A 14,945-nucleotide genomic window follows, 5' to 3' on the forward strand; every position below is an offset into this window, starting at 1 on the left:
GCGGCGCGCGCGGCCGCACCGACGTGCCGAAGATCGTCGACTGGTACATGGCCGGCAAGATCGAGATCGATCCGATGATCACCCACACGCTGAAGCTCGAGGACATCAACAAGGGCTTTGACCTGATGCATGAAGGCAAGTCGATCAGGAGCGTGGTAGTCTATTGAAGGAGGTACTGATCCGGGTTCGGATCCGATATCCGAATTTCAGCGAGTCGCTCAGTATGCAGAGCTGGCAATTCGGCGAACAGCTTTGGGTAGCGCTTAGGAATAACAACCGCGTTCGCATCGACCTCGACGAGATCGACCGCGGCAGAGAAGAAATATCGTTTCTCGTGCGCGATACATATCTGAGCAAGGCGCTCAAGGTGGTAGAGCGCGTCAAGCAAGAACACCGTATGGAAATGAAGCGGTAATCGAAACGGAACCAGCATAGAACCAAGGGAGGAGACAAAAATGCCGGAAAAATTGCATCCTAAAATCGACAATGGACCGCCACGGGAAAAGCCCGATTTTGCCGGCGGCACGCTGGTCTGCGCCTGCACCAGCAACCCGGTCAAGGTCAAGGTCAAGGGCCAGATCGCCCACAACCATGCCTGCGGCTGCACCAAATGCTGGAAGCCGGAAGGCGCGCTGTTCTCGGTCGTGGCGGTTGCCGGTACAAACGACGTGACGGTGACCGAAAACGGCGACAAGCTGAAGATCGTCGATCCGGGCGCGCTGATCCTGCGCCATGCCTGCACCGGCTGCGGCGTCCACATGCACGGCCCGGTCGAGCGCGACCACGCTTTCAAGGGGCTGTCCTTCATTCATCCCGAACGCTTCCAGGAAGACGGCTGGTCACCGCCGGGCTTCACCGCCTTTGTCTCGTCGATCATCGAGTCCGGTGTCGATCCGAGCCGCATGGACGGCATAAGGTCACAGCTGAAGTCGATCGGGCTCGAACCTTATGATTGCCTCAATCCAGGACTGATGGACTATATCGCCACCTGGACGGCCAAGAGATCCGGCGCGTTGCCGGCCTAGTAGCCGCTCGACTATCATCGATCGAGCCGGGCGACGCCGCCCGGCTCTTTCACATTTGGAACAACGATGCCCGCACCTGCTATTCTCGTCGATGCCGACGCTTGCCCGGTGAAGGCCGAGGTCGAAAAAGTCGCCGAGCGGCACGGCATCGTCGTCACCTTCGTCTCCAATGGCGGCTTGCGTCCGTCGCGCGATCCGATGATCCGCAATGTCGTCGTCTCCAAGGGCGCCGATGCCGCCGACGACTGGATCGTCGAAAATGCCCGGTCCAACGATATCGTGGTGACCGCCGATATCCCGCTTGCCGCGCGCGCGGTGGCGCTTGGCGCCCACGTACTTGGTCCGACCGGACGCCCGTTTACGCCCGAAACGATCGGCATGGCGGTGGCAATGCGCGATCTCAAGCAGCATCTGCGCGAGACCGGCGAAAGCAAGGGCTACAATTCGAGCTTCGCGCCGCAGGATCGCTCGCGGTTCCTAGGCGAGCTTGACCGCATCCTACGGCGAGCGCTGAAATCCGCGTCAGCGGACTGAAGGCCATGGCGACTGGTACCCCGACCAAAATGCCCATGCGACCCCACACGCCGTTCGCGGTGTCGGCCTGCATCGGCGTGGCAGCCTTTGGCGCCGCGCTGGTCTGGCGTGCGCCGCTTGCCTATTCGATCGGCGCCAATGTGTTCTTTGCCGCCTATCTCGTTCTTGTCATCGCCCATATGCCGCGGCTTACCGGCAGCTATCTGCGCAAGAATGCAGGCGACACGGACCTGCCGGTACTGGCCATCTTCGCGGTCACGCTGATTGTCGTCGCTATTGCCATCATTTCGTTGTTTCAATTGATCAACAGGGAGAAGAGCGCGGACACCGTCGAGCTTACGGTGGCGCTGCTGTCTATCCCGCTTGGCTGGTTGACCATCCATGCGATGGCCGCACTTCACTACGCGCATATCTACTGGTTGGATGGCGATGCGATGGATGGCGACACAAAAAAGAAAATTCCGGTCGGCGGCCTCGACTTCCCGGGCGGCAAGCGGCCGGAAGGCTCGGATTTCCTCTATTTCGCCACGGTGATCGGCATGACGGCGCAAACCGCCGACACCAACATCACGACCTCGCAAATGCGCCGTGTCGTGCTTGTGCACTCGATCCTGTCGTTCTTCTTCAACACGGTCATCGTGGCAGCCGCGGTCAACCTCGCCGTCAGCCTCGGCAGTCCGTAATAAATCCGTGATCGGGTGAAACATCGCTTAGGCTGGCGACGTATTGGGAGGAGAAGAGATCTGACGAGGCCGCGACGAACGCGCGGCCGGAGGGAACAACAAATGGAATCGCTTGCCAGAAACCAAGCCGCCGGAGCAGATACCGCCGCGCCGAGTGATGCGACGCTGATCTATCGGCAGTCGCGCTGGACGCGGCTGACGCATTGGCTGTGGGCGATCGCGCTGTTCTTCATGCTGCTTTCCGGTCTGCAAATATTTAACGCCCGCCCACAGCTCTACATCGGCAAGGAGTCGGGTTTTGGCTACAACAACACCGTCTTCGCCATTGGCGCCGAGAATACGGCGACTGGCCCGCGCGGCTATACCGAAATCTTCGGCAAGCGCTTCGATACCACTGGCGTGCTCGGCTGGTCGGGTCCGGCCGGCCAGGAGACCTCCCGTGCCTTCCCGTCCTGGGCGACGATCCCTTCCTATTACGATCTCGGCACCGCGCGCGTCGTTCATTTCTTCTTTGCCTGGGTGCTGACCACCACGCTGCTGGTCTGGCTGGTCGCCAGCCTGATCAACGGCCATTTGCGCCGCGATCTTGCCCCGCGCCTCGATGATTTCAGGCGCCTGCCGCGAGACATTGTCGAGCACGCCAAGCTCAGGTTCCATCACACGCGCGACTACAACACGCTGCAGAAGATGGCCTATGGCGGCGTGCTGTTCGTGCTGCTGCCGCTGATGATCATCACCGGCCTTGCCATGTCGCCGAGCATGGATTCGGTGCTGCCGTTCCTGAATGATCTGCTCGGCGGCCGGCAGACGGCGCGCACCATTCATTTCACGGTGATGCTGCTGCTCGTCGCCTTCTTCATTATCCACATCCTGATGATCCTGGCCGCCGGCCCGATTAACGAGCTGCGCTCCATCATCACCGGGTGGTACCGAACCGACCCGCCGGCGCATGGCGACAATGCGCCAGAGAGGAGTGCCTGACATGGCGAAATTCGAGATCAGCCCCAAGCTACAGATAAGCCGAAGAAAGTTCCTGACCTCGGCCAGCCTCGGCCTTTCCGGCATCATGCTGTCGGGCTGCGACGCCTTCGACAGCCAGCTTGGCGTCGGCGACAGCCTGCGCAGCTTCCTCGAAAGCGCCAATGGCCTGACCTGGCGGGCGCAGCGACTGCTTGCCGGCGCTGATGCGCTGGCGCCGGAGTTCACCGAGGCCGACATTCGCCAGCCGCAGCGGCCGAACGGTGTCACCGCACCGGACGACGATTTCTACAAGGGCCTGCTCGCCAGCGATTTCGCCGACTGGCGGCTGGAGGTTTCAGGCCTCGTCGAAAAACCGCTGTCGCTGAGCCGCGAGCAGCTGATGAACATGCCGAGCCGCACCCAGATCACCCGCCACGACTGCGTCGAAGGCTGGAGCTGCATTGCCAAATGGACCGGCACGCCGCTGTCGCTGGTGCTCGACCAGGCAGTGGTCAAGCCGCAGGCGCGCTACGTCATGTTCCACTGCCTCGATACGATCGACCGCAGCCTGGCCGGCGACATCAAATATTACGGCTCGATCGACCTGGTCGATGCCCGTCATCCGCAGACGATCCTTGCCTATGGCCTCAACGGCAAGCCGTTGCCGGTCGAGAACGGCGCGCCGCTGCGCGTCCGCGTCGAGCGCCAGCTCGGCTACAAGATGCCGAAATACCTCTACAAGATCGAGCTGGTCGACGGCTTCGCCAATATCGGCGGCGGCAGAGGCGGCTATTGGGAGGACAATGGCTACGACTGGTACGGCGGCATCTGACCGAAACCTGACCTAAGCTTCATCTAACTGTCGTCGTCGCTGTCGTCGCCGTCGCTGCGCAGGGCCGGATTCAGGTCAGGATTGTCGTCAGGGGTGACAAGCTTGCCCAGCCCATGCGGTCCCTGGTAGTTGCCGTGGGTATCGAAGTTGGGGTTGCCCTGATTGTCGAATTGCGGCGTCGGATCGATCAATTGGTCGTAACGGCGCGGGCGCGGCTTCGGATAGTAATTATCGGAATGATGGCGATGCGAATTGCCGTTGTCGAGAATGGCGCCTACCACGCCGCCGACGATAATGGCTGCGGCGACGTCGCCAGCAGAGGGATTGCGGTTGGGGCCGGCGACTGCGAATTCGGCCGAGCAACCATTGTCGACCCAGATGCCGCCGCCGTCATAGCCCCAGCTTCTACCGTATACGCAACGCGCCTTCGACAGCCTAGAGGTCAACTGCACGCCGCGGCGCGTATCGACCCCGCAATAGGAATAGCGGTAATCGGCGCTGGAGCAGACCACGCGTTTTGCCCCCGCAGCCTGCGCTGCCGCCGGCAACAGCGAAAGCTTCGCCGGATTGCCCAGGATGCAAGCCAGGAACACCATCGAACCGGTAACCGCCATCCGTGCCGACATCGCAACTCTCCATCAGGGTCCGCTATCGACAGAATGGCACCTCTGTGTAAATCTGACAACCGGACGGGCTCAGCGAGGTTATATTAATGCGCGCTAAGATGATCGCCACAACTATACTTGCCCTTTCTGCTTGGTTGGCTTTGTCGCTGCTGCCGGCCCGGGCGGACGACAGCCTCAAGCGCATCATCGACCAGAAGACACTGACGGTCGGCGTGGCGCTCAACCCGCCATGGATCCTCAAGAAGGCCGACGGCAAGTTCGCCGGCTATGATGTCGACCTGACCAGTGCGCTGGCGTCTGATCTCGGCGTCGACCTGAAGCTGGTCGAGGTGCCCTGGAACGACCTCAAGACAAGACTGCTCAAGGGTGATTTCGACATGATCGCGGCGGGCTACGCCAGCACGCCGGAACGCGCACGCGAGGTGGTGTTCTCCAACCAGACCGGCACTGCCGATATCCGCATGGTTGCGACGATCGCCAGTCTTGGGAAAAGGCCGGGCAAGGCAGTGGCGGCGCCGGGATACAAGATCGCCGTGCTGTCCAATTCCACCGATGAAGCCGCCGCGAAGGAAGCTTTTCCCAAGGCGACTATCCTGTCTTTCGACAATACCTCTGATGTTTTCGCCGCGATCATCGGCGGCGACGCACAGGCAATGGTCGCGACATCGCCAACGCCCCAAATGGCCGCCAGGCTCTATGACGCGAAGTTGACAATGGTGGGCGGCCCGCTGTTGCGGACGCCGGAGGCGTTTGCGATGCGGCCGGACGATGTGCGCCTCATCCAATACGTCAACAACTGGATCGGCGCGCGTACCGCCGACGGCACCATAGGCGGCGTGCGCCGCTACTGGTTCGGCAGCTTCAAATGGATGTCGCGGTTCGACACCAGCGCCAAGCCGGAGCCCGCCAAACAATAGCGTCGCGCGACTGCTTATGCGACCTTGTCGATCAGCGGCTTCAGCGCCGGGTGGATTTCCGGCGAGGCGTGCTTGATCAGCGTCAGCAGCGCACGCTCGTTCTCCTGCAGCGGCCGGTCGCCGATGTGTTCAGCAAGCCACTTCGCTTCGCCGGCATCGACCGTCTCGGCGCGGCGGGCCAGTGCCTCGGCTGCCTTGTTCTTGGACTCCCACTCGGCTTCGATGTCGCCCGGTGAGCGATAGGCTTCAATGATGCCGGACAGGCCGCCCGATACCATGCGGCTGAAGAACCCGCCGATCTCCGGATCGGCCTGCTCGAAGAACGAATCCCGGCGCAGCGCCACGTCGCGCACCGGCGGTTCGTAGCCGGCCGAACACATGACGAAATTGGCGATCGCCTTGACGAACAGATCGTTCCAGGACGGATCGTTGTCGCCCGCCGCTGTCCGCTCGTTGATCTCGAACAGCACCTCGGCTTCGGCGCGGCTGATGGCGATGTTGCCATCGCCGCCGTAGGCGTAAAGGATGCGGCGCAACAGCTCGACCTCAGCCTTGGCAATCGACCCAGGGATAAGCCTGCCGCCGGTCATCAGCGGCCCCTTGCCGTCCACGACCGCATGAGCGACCTGCTCCAGCGCATAGCTGGAAAGCGTGCTCGGCGATGATTTGGCAACTTCCAGCACATGAACCAGCAGCTCGAGTTCGGTCTGGCTGTCGACCATGCCGTCGCGCGAAATCGTCCGGATCAGCCAGTCGGCATTGTCCTGCGAAACATAGGCCGCCGGCTTTTCCTGGTGGACGATGAAATCGGTGACGGCCTCGACGAAAAACTCAAGCCATTCTGCGCATTTGTCCCTCGCCGTTGCATCCAGCGCAAACAGCGCCTCGGCCTCGCCGCGCGTTACCACGCCGTCGCCGAACACTTCGCCGCGCAGCATGACCACGTCTTCCGCCGTGATCCGATTTTTCGAGGTCAGCCCGGCCACCGGCGCGCTCATGATCAATTCGCCCATTTTCTTCCCCGCCCGCCGCCGGTAATTGCCGGCCCTTATGCGGTATATCGGCAAGGTCTTGAGAAACCGGCAAGCGGCGTGGTTAGCGAAGGCTTGCCTGTAAAGAAGGCCCGCAGAAGACTTGGCAGTAAAAATGTCGCCGGCAGGTGACAAGGTGTCGTCCACGGGCTATGGATGACGAGTCGAGGGCTCCTGACCGAGTCCTACCTGTTTGCGGGAGAGAGCAGCGAGAGCTGCCGCCGAAGGGGAAATCGCCCGAAATCTCTCAGGCAAAAGAACCGTAGACGGGAAAGACACTCTGGAAAGTCGGGGCTTGCCCCCGCGCCGAAGGTGTAAGCGCTGCCGACAGAGTTACGGGGCGCGAGTCTCTCAGGCTTCAGACAGAGGGGCACGGACTGGTCGCCATTCGCGGCCGCTTGCGTGCGACTCTGGAGATGACATGACGGGCGACGACACCAAACACCTTCCCTTCGAAGATCTGCACATGGCAGCCGGTGCGCGTTTCGGCGCCTTCGCCGGCTGGTCGATGCCGCTGACTTATCCGGCCGGCGTGATGAAGGAGCACCTGCACAGCCGCGAGCATGCCGGCCTGTTCGACATCTCGCACATGAAGCTGTTCGAAATCAGCGGCCCGGGCGCAGCACCGCTTCTGAACCGCGCCTGCCCGTTCGATGCCGGCGCGCTTGAGATTTCCCAGTCCAAATACACGTTCTTCCTCAATGAGGCGGCCGGCATTCTGGACGATCTGATCGTCACCAGGCTCGGCGCCGAGCGCTTCATGATGGTCGCCAATGCCGGCAACGCCGCCGCCGACGAAAAGCATCTGCGCGCACTGGCCAAAAATTTCGATGCAGAGGGCGATTTCGATGTAAAAGTGGATGCACTCGACCGCGTCTTCTTGGCCATCCAGGGCCCCGAGGCGTGGGCTGCCCTTTCCCGCGCCGGCATCGAGACCGGTTCGCTGGTGTTCATGCACGGCATCGAACCGCGCAAAAAATGGTTCATGAGCCGGTCCGGCTATACCGGCGAAGACGGCTTCGAGATCGGCCTGCCGGAAGCGGATGCAAGAAACCTCGTCGCCAGGCTGCTCGAGGACGAGCGGGTGATGTGGGTCGGCCTTGCCGCCCGCGACAGCCTGCGGCTCGAAGCCGGACTGTGCCTGCACGGGCTGGACATCACGCCGGAGATCGATCCGGCCAGCGCCGGGCTGATGTGGGCCATCCCCAAGGAGGTTCGCGCCTCTGGCGCCTTCATCGGCGCCGATGCGCTGCGCGCCATCCTGGAGCGTGGTCCGGCGCAAAAACGCGTCGGCCTGAAGCCGGAAGGCCGCCAGCCGGTGCGCGCCGGTGCTGCCCTTTTCGATGCTGACGGCAACCCTGCCGGCCATGTCACCTCAGGCGGCTTCGGCCCCTCGGCCGGTCATCCGGTCGCCATGGGCTACGTCCAGACGCCGCTTGCCAAATCCGGCGCAAAACTGTTCGCCGATGTCCGCGGGACGAAAATCCCGGTCGACATCCACCCCTTGCCCTTCACGCCCCATCGCTACCGCAAAGGATGATTTCAATGGCAAAGACCTATTTCACCGAAGATCACGAATGGCTGCGCGTCGAGGGCGGCATCGCCACGGTCGGCATCACCGACTACGCACAGCAGCAGCTCGGCGACCTCGTCTTCGTCGAGCTGCCGGAATTGGGCAGAAAACTGGCCAAGGGCGACACCGCCGTGGTGGTCGAATCGGTCAAGGCCGCATCGGATGTCTACGCGCCGGTCGACGGCGAGATCACCGAGGCCAACACCTCGCTGTCATCGGATCCTTCACTCGTCAATTCGGCGGCAACCGGCGACGGCTGGCTGTGGAAGATGAAGCTGGCCAATGAAAGCCAGCTCGACGGGCTCCTCGATGAAGCCGCTTACAAAGCCCATATTGGTTGATAGCAGGACCAGGAAGATGACCGCAGCACCCTACCCCTTCTCGGCTCGCCATATCGGCCCGGGCCTCCATGACGTCAGAGCCATGCTGGCGACGATCGGCGTTCCTTCGGTCGAAACCCTGATCAGCCAGGCAGTGCCGAAGTCGATCCGGCTCGACCGGCCGCTGGCCCTGCCCGCCCCCGCAAGCGAAGCGGAAGCGCTGACCGAGCTCGCGGCGACGATGGCAAAGAACACGGTGCTGAAGAGCTTCATCGGTGCCGGGTATCATGGCGTCCACGTGCCGCCGGTGATCCAGCGCAACCTGTTCGAGAACCCGGCCTGGTATACGGCTTACACGCCTTACCAAGCCGAGATCAGCCAGGGCCGGCTGGAAATGCTGTTCAACTTCCAGACGCTGGTGACAGAACTGACCGGCCTGCCGGTGGCGTCGGCCTCGCTGCTCGACGAGGCGACGGCGGTGGCCGAAGCTGTCGGCATTGCGCTGCGCCATCATCGCGACAAGCGCACCAAGGTGGCACTGGCCGGCACGCCGCACCCGCAGACGCTGGACGTCGTGCGCACCCGCGCCGAGCCGCTCGGCATCGAGGTCGACGGCGAGGTGATCGACGACAACACCGCCGCCCTGCTGGTCTCCTGGCCCGATACATTCGGCGTCTACGGCGACCACAAGGCAGCGATCGACAGGGCCCGTGCTGCCGGCGCGCTGGTCGTCTTCATCGCCGACCCGCTTGGCCTGACGCTGACCGATGCGCCGGCCAGGCTTGGCGCCGACATCGCCGTCGGCCCGATGCAACGTTTTGGCGTGCCGATGGGCTTTGGCGGGCCGCACGCCGCCTATTGCGCCGTCTCCGACAGGCTGACGCGGCTGATGCCCGGCCGGCTCGTTGGCCAGTCGACGGATAGCAAGGGCCGTCCCGGTTATCGCCTCGCGTTGCAGACACGCGAGCAGCATATCCGCCGCGACAAGGCGACGTCCAACATCTGCACCGCACAGGCGCTGCTCGCCAATATGGCGACGGCCTATGCGATCTGGCATGGCCCTGCCGGGCTGCAGGCGATTGCCGGCCGCATCCACACGCTGGCCAACCGCCTGGCTGCCGGCCTCAAGGCAGCGGGCGTTTCGGTGCTCGGCGACAGCCGCTTCGACGCTGTGACCGTGGAAATGAAGGGCAGAGCCGGCGCGATTGCCGCCGCCGCAGAAAAGACCGGCCGGCTGCTGCGCGTCATCGACGCCGACCATGTCGGCATCAGCTTCGACGAGACCTCCACCGAAGCCGATCTGGAGGCAATCGCAGCGCTTTTCGGCGCCAAGGCCGGCGTTGCCGCCGGCAGTTCCATGCCCGGAAAAACGCGCGGCAAGGAGTTCCTCACCCAGCCCGTCTTCCGCGAAAACCACTCGGAAACCGACATGATGCGCTTCCTGCGCCGGCTGGCCGACAAGGACCTGGCGCTCGACCGCGCCATGATCCCGCTCGGCTCCTGCACCATGAAGCTCAACGCCGCCGCCGAAATGATGCCGGTGAGCTGGCCTGATGTCGCCAACCTGCATCCCTTCGCCCCGGCAAACCATTCGACAGGCTATCGCGCCATGATCGAGGAGCTGGAAGGCTGGCTGGCGGAGATCACCGGCTTCGACGCGGTGACCCTGCAGCCCAATGCCGGCAGCCAGGGCGAATATGCCGGGCTGCTCGCCATTCGCGGCTATCATCTGTCGCGCGGCGAGGGCCATCGCACCGTCTGCCTGATCCCGTCCTCGGCGCATGGCACCAATCCGGCAAGTGCGGCCATGGCCGGCATGAGCATCGTCGTCGTGCGCTGCACCGAGGACGGCAATATCGATACGGCCGACCTGCAGGCCAAGGCGGCCGAGCATGCGCACAACCTTGCGGCGCTGATGTTCACCTATCCTTCGACGCATGGCGTCTTCGAGGAAGGCGCGCGCGACCTTTGTGCCCTCGTCCACAGCCATGGCGGCCAGGTCTATTTCGACGGCGCCAACCTCAACGCGCTGGTCGGCCTCGCCCGTCCCGGCGATATCGGCGCCGATGTCTGCCACATGAACCTGCACAAGACCTTCTGCATCCCGCATGGCGGCGGCGGCCCCGGTGTCGGCCCGATCGGCGTCAAGGCGCATCTGAAGCCATATCTGCCCGGCCACGTCACCGAAGGCTCGGCCCATGCCGTGGCGGCGGCACCGTTCGGCAGTGCCTCCATCCTGCCGATCACCTGGATGTATATCCGCATGATGGGCGCTTCCGGCCTGAAGCAGGCGACCGAGACGGCGATCATCTCCGCCAACTATGTGGCGACGCGTCTCGGCGAGCATTTCCCCCTGCTTTACAAAGGGCGCAACGGACGCGTTGCGCATGAATGCATCCTCGACACCCGCGTGCTCAAAGACAGCGCCGGCATCAGCGTCGACGATATCGCCAAGCGGCTGATCGACTATGGCTTCCATGCACCGACCATGTCGTTCCCGGTGGCCGGCACACTGATGGTGGAGCCGACCGAGTCCGAGCCCAAGCGCGAGCTGGATCGCTTCTGCGAGGCCATGATCGCCATAGCCGGCGAGGCAGCCAAGGTGGCGAAGGGCGAATGGCCGTTGGGCGACAATCCTCTGGTCAACGCGCCACACACCGCCGCCGAGGCATTGGCCGGCCAGTGGACCCATCCCTATACGCGTCTGGAGGCGGCCTACCCCGCCGGCGATGCCGACACGGCGGCAAAATACTGGCCGCCGGTGTCGCGCATCGACAATGTCGCCGGCGACCGCAACCTTGTCTGCTCCTGCCCGCCGCTGTCGGAATATCTGGGTGCGGCGGAATAGATCATGATCCCGAAAGTGGAATCCGGTTTTCGGACAAGATCATGGGGTCTAACAAGAAGATAGAAACCTCAATCAGGCAGAACGCAAGGCCGGCCCGTCGGCCTTGCTCGCCCGGTCCCGGACGACGACGCGATTTCGCCCGGCGCGCTTTGCCGCATAGAGTGCTGCGTCGGCTTCGGCCAGCACATCGTCGAGACCGGTGCCGTTTGTTCCGCCAAAGCCGATGCCGCCGCTGACTGTGCTTCGCAACGGACCGAGTTGGGTGGCCACGACTTCCGTGCCGAAGGCGACGCTGATCTTGCTCGCAATGTCATAGGCCTTCTCTTCCGTCATCCGCGACATGACGAGCACGAATTCCTCGCCGCCCAACCGGAAGGCGTCGACGCCGGTCCGGGCGTATTTCCTGACGACGGCGGCAAAGCGGCACAGAACCTGGTCGCCGACCGGGTGACCAAATACGTCGTTCGTCCTCTTGAAATGGTCGAGGTCGAACATGGCAACGGACATGAACGGACCGAAGACCCGCTCGCCGTAGAGTGCCGTCAACGCCCGCCGATTCATCAGCCCGGTCAATGGATCGGTCATCGTCTCGGCCTTCAATTCGATCTGCGCCTGCAAATGGTGCAGGGAGAGCGTCAATGCGCCGAGCCCGGTCATGCAGGCGACGGCCACGACGGAATTCACCCGCTCGGCCCAATTGTCGGGCGCAACACCCAGCACCCATTGGCCCTTGACCAGCAGGACCGCGCCGCAAAGTCCGAACGACAGGGCACAGACGCCGCTCAGGAACGAGACGACCAGCAATATCCGGCGATCGTGACCACCCTCAATCCAGAACATCGCCCCGATGAGCGAGAGCAGCGCCGTTACCGTTGCGTAGGTGACAATAAAGCCGACACCATCAAATCCGAGATACGTCGCGCCTGTGCAAACAGCCATCGCAACCAAGGTCGGCAAGATGGCGCGCCTGTAGTCGCCTATGCCGAGATATTGCATGGCCGACAGGCAGATAATCAGGAAACCGAGGCTGAGAAGCGCAAGCACGATCTGGCAAAGCCAGGCGCTTGGATCCCTGGTGTAATGCCAGAACAACACGACATGTGCGACCAGCACGAGAATGCCGCACGCCACCGTCAGCACAAAGCGTGCCTGTGGCGCGGTGAACCAGATCGCAAACATGGTGATGCTAAGGCCCGTGCCCGACAGCGCCGCCGCGAGCAGGAGCGAACTGTAATCCAACATGCTTAAGCGACAGCCTCTTGAGGGTTCCGCTGCATTCTAGGTCAGCGACAGTCCGCAAATACCGTTTTTTCAGCCAATCTTGCGGCGTAACCTTCGGACAGGGTTTACAAAGCGTCGATGCTCCAGGCTTCGACCCCATTTCCGCCGCTTGGTTGTCGAATGGTTTTGCAGTAAGAGGCCCTATCCTCGAACGTAACAGGAACCTCCGTCGCCTGCCCGCGAAAAGCGTGGCAGTATCGGGTGGTGATTCGCAGCATCGGAATCCAGGACCGGCATGGACGACAATAACGATCTTTTCGCCAAATTGGACAAGCAGCCGCAACCGGCTCGCGCCGCCGCGCGCCCGGCCGACCCGCTGGTGCAGGCGGCGAAGCGGCCGGCGCCCCGCGACGCCAGCGAGAGCTACAGTGCCGCCGATATCGAAGTGCTGGAGGGGCTGGAGCCGGTGCGCCGCCGCCCGGGCATGTACATTGGCGGCACCGACGACAAGGCGATGCACCATCTGTTCGCCGAGGTCATCGACAATTCGATGGACGAGGCGGTCGCCGGCCATGCGACCTTCATCGATGTCGAGCTTTCCGCCGACGGATACCTGTCCGTAACCGACAACGGCCGCGGCATTCCGGTCGATCCGCACCCGAAATTCAAGAAGCCGGCGCTCGAACTCATCATGACGACGCTGCATTCAGGCGGCAAGTTCGACAGCAAGGTTTACGAGACGTCCGGCGGCCTGCACGGTGTGGGCGTTTCCGTGGTCAACGCGCTGTCCGACCATCTCGAGGTCGAGGTCGCGATTGGGCGCAAGCTCTATCGCCAGCGCTTCTCGCGAGGCGTTCCGGTGACCGGCCTGGAGCAGCTCGGCGAGGTGCACAACCGCCGCGGCACGAAGATCCGCTTCCATCCAGACGAGCAGATTTTCGGCAAGGGTGCTGCTTTCGAGCCGGCGCGGCTCTACCGCATGGCGCGGTCAAAGGCCTATCTGTTCGGCGGTGTCGAAATCCGCTGGACCTGCGATCCGTCGCTGATCAAGGAAAAGGACACGACGCCGGCCAAGGCAGAATTCCATTTTCCGGGCGGCCTCAAGGACTATCTGAAAGCCTCGCTCGGCGACGAATTCCAGGTGACCCGTGAAATGTTTGCCGGCAAGAGCGAGAAGCAGGGCGGCCACGGTTCGCTCGAATGGGCGGTGACCTGGTTCGGCGGCGACGGTTTTATCAATTCCTATTGCAACACCATTCCGACCGCCGAAGGCGGCACGCATGAGGCCGGCTTCCGCAACGTCCTGACGCGCGGCTTGCGCGCTTATGCCGACCTGGTCGGCAACAAGCGCGCTTCGATCGTCACTTCCGAGGATGTGATGATCTCGGCGGCGGGCATGCTGTCGGTGTTCATCCGCGAACCGGAATTCGTCGGCCAGACCAAGGACAGGCTGGCGACGATCGAGGCGATCCGCATCGTCGAAAGCGCTATCCGCGACCCGTTCGACCACTGGCTGGCCGACAATCCGCAGGAAGCTTCGAAACTGCTCGAATGGGTGATCGCCCGCGCCGACGAGCGGGTGCGCCGCCGCCAGGAAAAGGAAGTGTCGCGCAAGAGTGCGGTGCGCAAGCTGCGCCTGCCCGGCAAGCTCGCCGACTGCACGCAGAATGCCGCCGCCGGTGCCGAGCTGTTCATCGTCGAGGGCGATTCGGCCGGCGGTTCGGCAAAGCAGGCGCGCGACCGCGCCAGCCAGGCGGTGCTGCCCCTGCGCGGCAAGATCCTCAACGTCGCCAGCGCCGGCAACGACAAGCTTGCCGCCAACCAGCAGATATCCGACCTCATCCAGGCGCTTGGCTGCGGCACGCGCTCGAGATATCGCGACGAGGACCTGCGTTACGACCGGGTCATCATCATGACCGATGCCGACGTCGACGGCGCCCATATCGCCTCGCTGCTGATCACCTTTTTCTACCAGGAGATGCCAAGCCTGGTCCGCGGCGGCCATCTCTATCTGGCGGTGCCGCCGCTTTATTCGATCCGGCAAGGCGGCAAGGTCGCCTATGCCCGCAACGACGCGCACAAGGACGAACTCCTGCGCACCGAATTCACCGGGCGCGGCAAGGTCGAAATCGGCCGCTTCAAGGGGCTGGGCGAAATGATGGCCGCCCAGCTCAAGGAAACCACCATGGACCCGAAAAAGCGCACACTGCTGCGGGTCGACGTTATCGATGCCGAGGCGGCGACCAAGGACGCGGTCGACGCATTGATGGGGACCAAGCCCGAGGCCCGTTTCCGGTTCATCCAGGAACGCGCGGAATTCGCCGAGACGGAAGTGCTGGATATCTGAGCTCCCGCCGCTAGCTTGGCCTTCTGGG

Annotated in this window: 14 protein-coding genes, 1 pseudogene and 1 riboswitch; of the genes and pseudogenes, 12 read left to right on the top strand and 3 right to left on the bottom strand. The window is 63.1% G+C overall.

The annotated features are described in order from the left end of the window. The 7 genes and pseudogenes from NKJ91_RS03285 to NKJ91_RS03315 all read left to right on the top strand — a co-directional run. A pseudogene (locus NKJ91_RS03285) lies at window positions 1-167 on the top strand (S-(hydroxymethyl)glutathione dehydrogenase); the annotation flags it as partial. Then, on the top strand, window positions 164-415 hold the full coding sequence (locus NKJ91_RS03290; RefSeq protein ID WP_352454433.1) for a hypothetical protein: 252 nt from the start codon (window positions 164-166) through the stop codon (window positions 413-415). The pseudogene NKJ91_RS03285 and the gene NKJ91_RS03290, both read left to right, overlap by 4 nt. A gap of 40 nt (window positions 416-455) precedes the next feature. After that, entirely contained in the window at window positions 456-1,025 is a 570-nt protein-coding gene (gene gfa / locus NKJ91_RS03295; protein WP_352454434.1) for an S-(hydroxymethyl)glutathione synthase, read from the top strand. Window positions 1,026-1,091: 66 nt separating this feature from the next. Further along, window positions 1,092-1,559 carry a YaiI/YqxD family protein gene (locus NKJ91_RS03300; protein ID WP_352454435.1) on the top strand — a complete coding sequence of 156 codons (468 nt, stop codon included), beginning with the start codon at window positions 1,092-1,094 and terminating at the stop codon, window positions 1,557-1,559. Window positions 1,560-1,564: 5 nt separating this feature from the next. Next, window positions 1,565-2,242, top strand: a complete 678-nt coding sequence (locus tag NKJ91_RS03305; RefSeq protein WP_352454436.1) for a DUF1345 domain-containing protein — start codon at window positions 1,565-1,567, stop codon at window positions 2,240-2,242. Window positions 2,243-2,344: 102 nt separating this feature from the next. Next, the gene (locus NKJ91_RS03310) at window positions 2,345-3,223 is read left to right on the top strand and encodes a cytochrome b/b6 domain-containing protein (protein ID WP_352454437.1); all 879 of its coding nucleotides are present in this window, start codon (window positions 2,345-2,347) and stop codon (window positions 3,221-3,223) included. Between the two features lies 1 nt (window position 3,224). Beyond that, entirely contained in the window at window positions 3,225-4,034 is an 810-nt protein-coding gene (locus NKJ91_RS03315) for a molybdopterin-binding protein (RefSeq protein WP_352454438.1), read from the top strand. A gap of 23 nt (window positions 4,035-4,057) precedes the next feature. On the opposite strand, the gene NKJ91_RS03320 is transcribed toward NKJ91_RS03315, so the two are convergent. Then, window positions 4,058-4,660: a DUF3011 domain-containing protein gene (locus NKJ91_RS03320; RefSeq protein WP_352454439.1), complete on the bottom strand. Its 603-nt coding sequence runs from the start codon at window positions 4,658-4,660 to the stop codon at window positions 4,058-4,060. Window positions 4,661-4,758: 98 nt separating this feature from the next. On the opposite strand from NKJ91_RS03320, the gene NKJ91_RS03325 reads away from it, so the two are divergent. Continuing rightward, window positions 4,759-5,577, top strand: a complete 819-nt coding sequence (locus NKJ91_RS03325) for a transporter substrate-binding domain-containing protein (RefSeq protein ID WP_352454440.1) — start codon at window positions 4,759-4,761, stop codon at window positions 5,575-5,577. A 14-nt stretch (window positions 5,578-5,591) separates the two neighbouring features. Here NKJ91_RS03325 and NKJ91_RS03330 read toward each other — a convergent pair whose 3' ends face one another. Continuing rightward, a complete protein-coding gene (locus NKJ91_RS03330; RefSeq protein WP_352454441.1) occupies window positions 5,592-6,590 on the bottom strand; it encodes a hypothetical protein in 999 nt (332 codons plus the stop codon). 204 nt (window positions 6,591-6,794) lie between these two features. Next, a riboswitch (glycine riboswitch) is annotated at window positions 6,795-6,881 on the top strand. 148 nt (window positions 6,882-7,029) lie between these two features. Between NKJ91_RS03330 and gcvT the strand changes: the two genes are divergently transcribed. The 3 genes from gcvT to gcvP are packed head-to-tail and all read left to right on the top strand — an operon-like array spanning window position 7,030 to window position 11,349. Then, window positions 7,030-8,148 (top strand): glycine cleavage system aminomethyltransferase GcvT, encoded by a 1,119-nt coding sequence (gene gcvT / locus NKJ91_RS03335; RefSeq protein WP_352454442.1) that lies wholly within the window; start codon window positions 7,030-7,032, stop codon window positions 8,146-8,148. A 5-nt stretch (window positions 8,149-8,153) separates the two neighbouring features. Continuing rightward, window positions 8,154-8,522 carry a glycine cleavage system protein GcvH gene (gene gcvH, locus NKJ91_RS03340; protein WP_352454443.1) on the top strand — a complete coding sequence of 123 codons (369 nt, stop codon included), beginning with the start codon at window positions 8,154-8,156 and terminating at the stop codon, window positions 8,520-8,522. 16 nt (window positions 8,523-8,538) lie between these two features. Further along, complete coding sequence (gcvP, locus tag NKJ91_RS03345) at window positions 8,539-11,349, top strand: aminomethyl-transferring glycine dehydrogenase (RefSeq protein WP_352454444.1); 2,811 nt, start codon at window positions 8,539-8,541, stop codon at window positions 11,347-11,349. A 72-nt stretch (window positions 11,350-11,421) separates the two neighbouring features. Here gcvP and NKJ91_RS03350 read toward each other — a convergent pair whose 3' ends face one another. Further along, a complete protein-coding gene (locus NKJ91_RS03350; RefSeq protein WP_352454445.1) occupies window positions 11,422-12,591 on the bottom strand; it encodes a GGDEF domain-containing protein in 1,170 nt (389 codons plus the stop codon). Window positions 12,592-12,865: 274 nt separating this feature from the next. Here NKJ91_RS03350 and parE point away from each other — a divergent pair, with 274 nt between their 5' ends. Then, complete coding sequence (gene parE, locus NKJ91_RS03355; protein ID WP_352451346.1) at window positions 12,866-14,917, top strand: DNA topoisomerase IV subunit B; 2,052 nt, start codon at window positions 12,866-12,868, stop codon at window positions 14,915-14,917. The last annotated feature ends 28 nt before the right edge of the window (window positions 14,918-14,945 follow it).

The organism is Mesorhizobium sp. M0040 (assembly GCF_040323505.1).
Taxonomy (GTDB): Bacteria; Pseudomonadota; Alphaproteobacteria; order Rhizobiales; family Rhizobiaceae; genus Mesorhizobium.

Bases quoted from the DNA above. Each gene is read 5' to 3' on its own strand.
- gfa (WP_352454434.1), top strand. From the start codon at position 456: ATGCCGGAAAAATTGCATCCTAAAATCGACAATGGACCGCCACGGGAA.
- NKJ91_RS03300 (WP_352454435.1), top strand. From the start codon at position 1,092: ATGCCCGCACCTGCTATTCTCGTCGATGCCGACGCTTGCCCGGTGAAG.
- NKJ91_RS03305 (WP_352454436.1), top strand. From the start codon at position 1,565: ATGGCGACTGGTACCCCGACCAAAATGCCCATGCGACCCCACACGCCG.
- NKJ91_RS03310 (WP_352454437.1), top strand. From the start codon at position 2,345: ATGGAATCGCTTGCCAGAAACCAAGCCGCCGGAGCAGATACCGCCGCG.
- NKJ91_RS03315 (WP_352454438.1), top strand. From the start codon at position 3,225: ATGGCGAAATTCGAGATCAGCCCCAAGCTACAGATAAGCCGAAGAAAG.
- NKJ91_RS03320 (WP_352454439.1), bottom strand. From the start codon at position 4,660: ATGTCGGCACGGATGGCGGTTACCGGTTCGATGGTGTTCCTGGCTTGC.
- NKJ91_RS03325 (WP_352454440.1), top strand. From the start codon at position 4,759: ATGATCGCCACAACTATACTTGCCCTTTCTGCTTGGTTGGCTTTGTCG.
- NKJ91_RS03330 (WP_352454441.1), bottom strand. From the start codon at position 6,590: ATGGGCGAATTGATCATGAGCGCGCCGGTGGCCGGGCTGACCTCGAAA.
- gcvT (WP_352454442.1), top strand. From the start codon at position 7,030: ATGACGGGCGACGACACCAAACACCTTCCCTTCGAAGATCTGCACATG.
- gcvH (WP_352454443.1), top strand. From the start codon at position 8,154: ATGGCAAAGACCTATTTCACCGAAGATCACGAATGGCTGCGCGTCGAG.
- gcvP (WP_352454444.1), top strand. From the start codon at position 8,539: ATGACCGCAGCACCCTACCCCTTCTCGGCTCGCCATATCGGCCCGGGC.
- NKJ91_RS03350 (WP_352454445.1), bottom strand. From the start codon at position 12,591: ATGTTGGATTACAGTTCGCTCCTGCTCGCGGCGGCGCTGTCGGGCACG.
- parE (WP_352451346.1), top strand. From the start codon at position 12,866: ATGGACGACAATAACGATCTTTTCGCCAAATTGGACAAGCAGCCGCAA.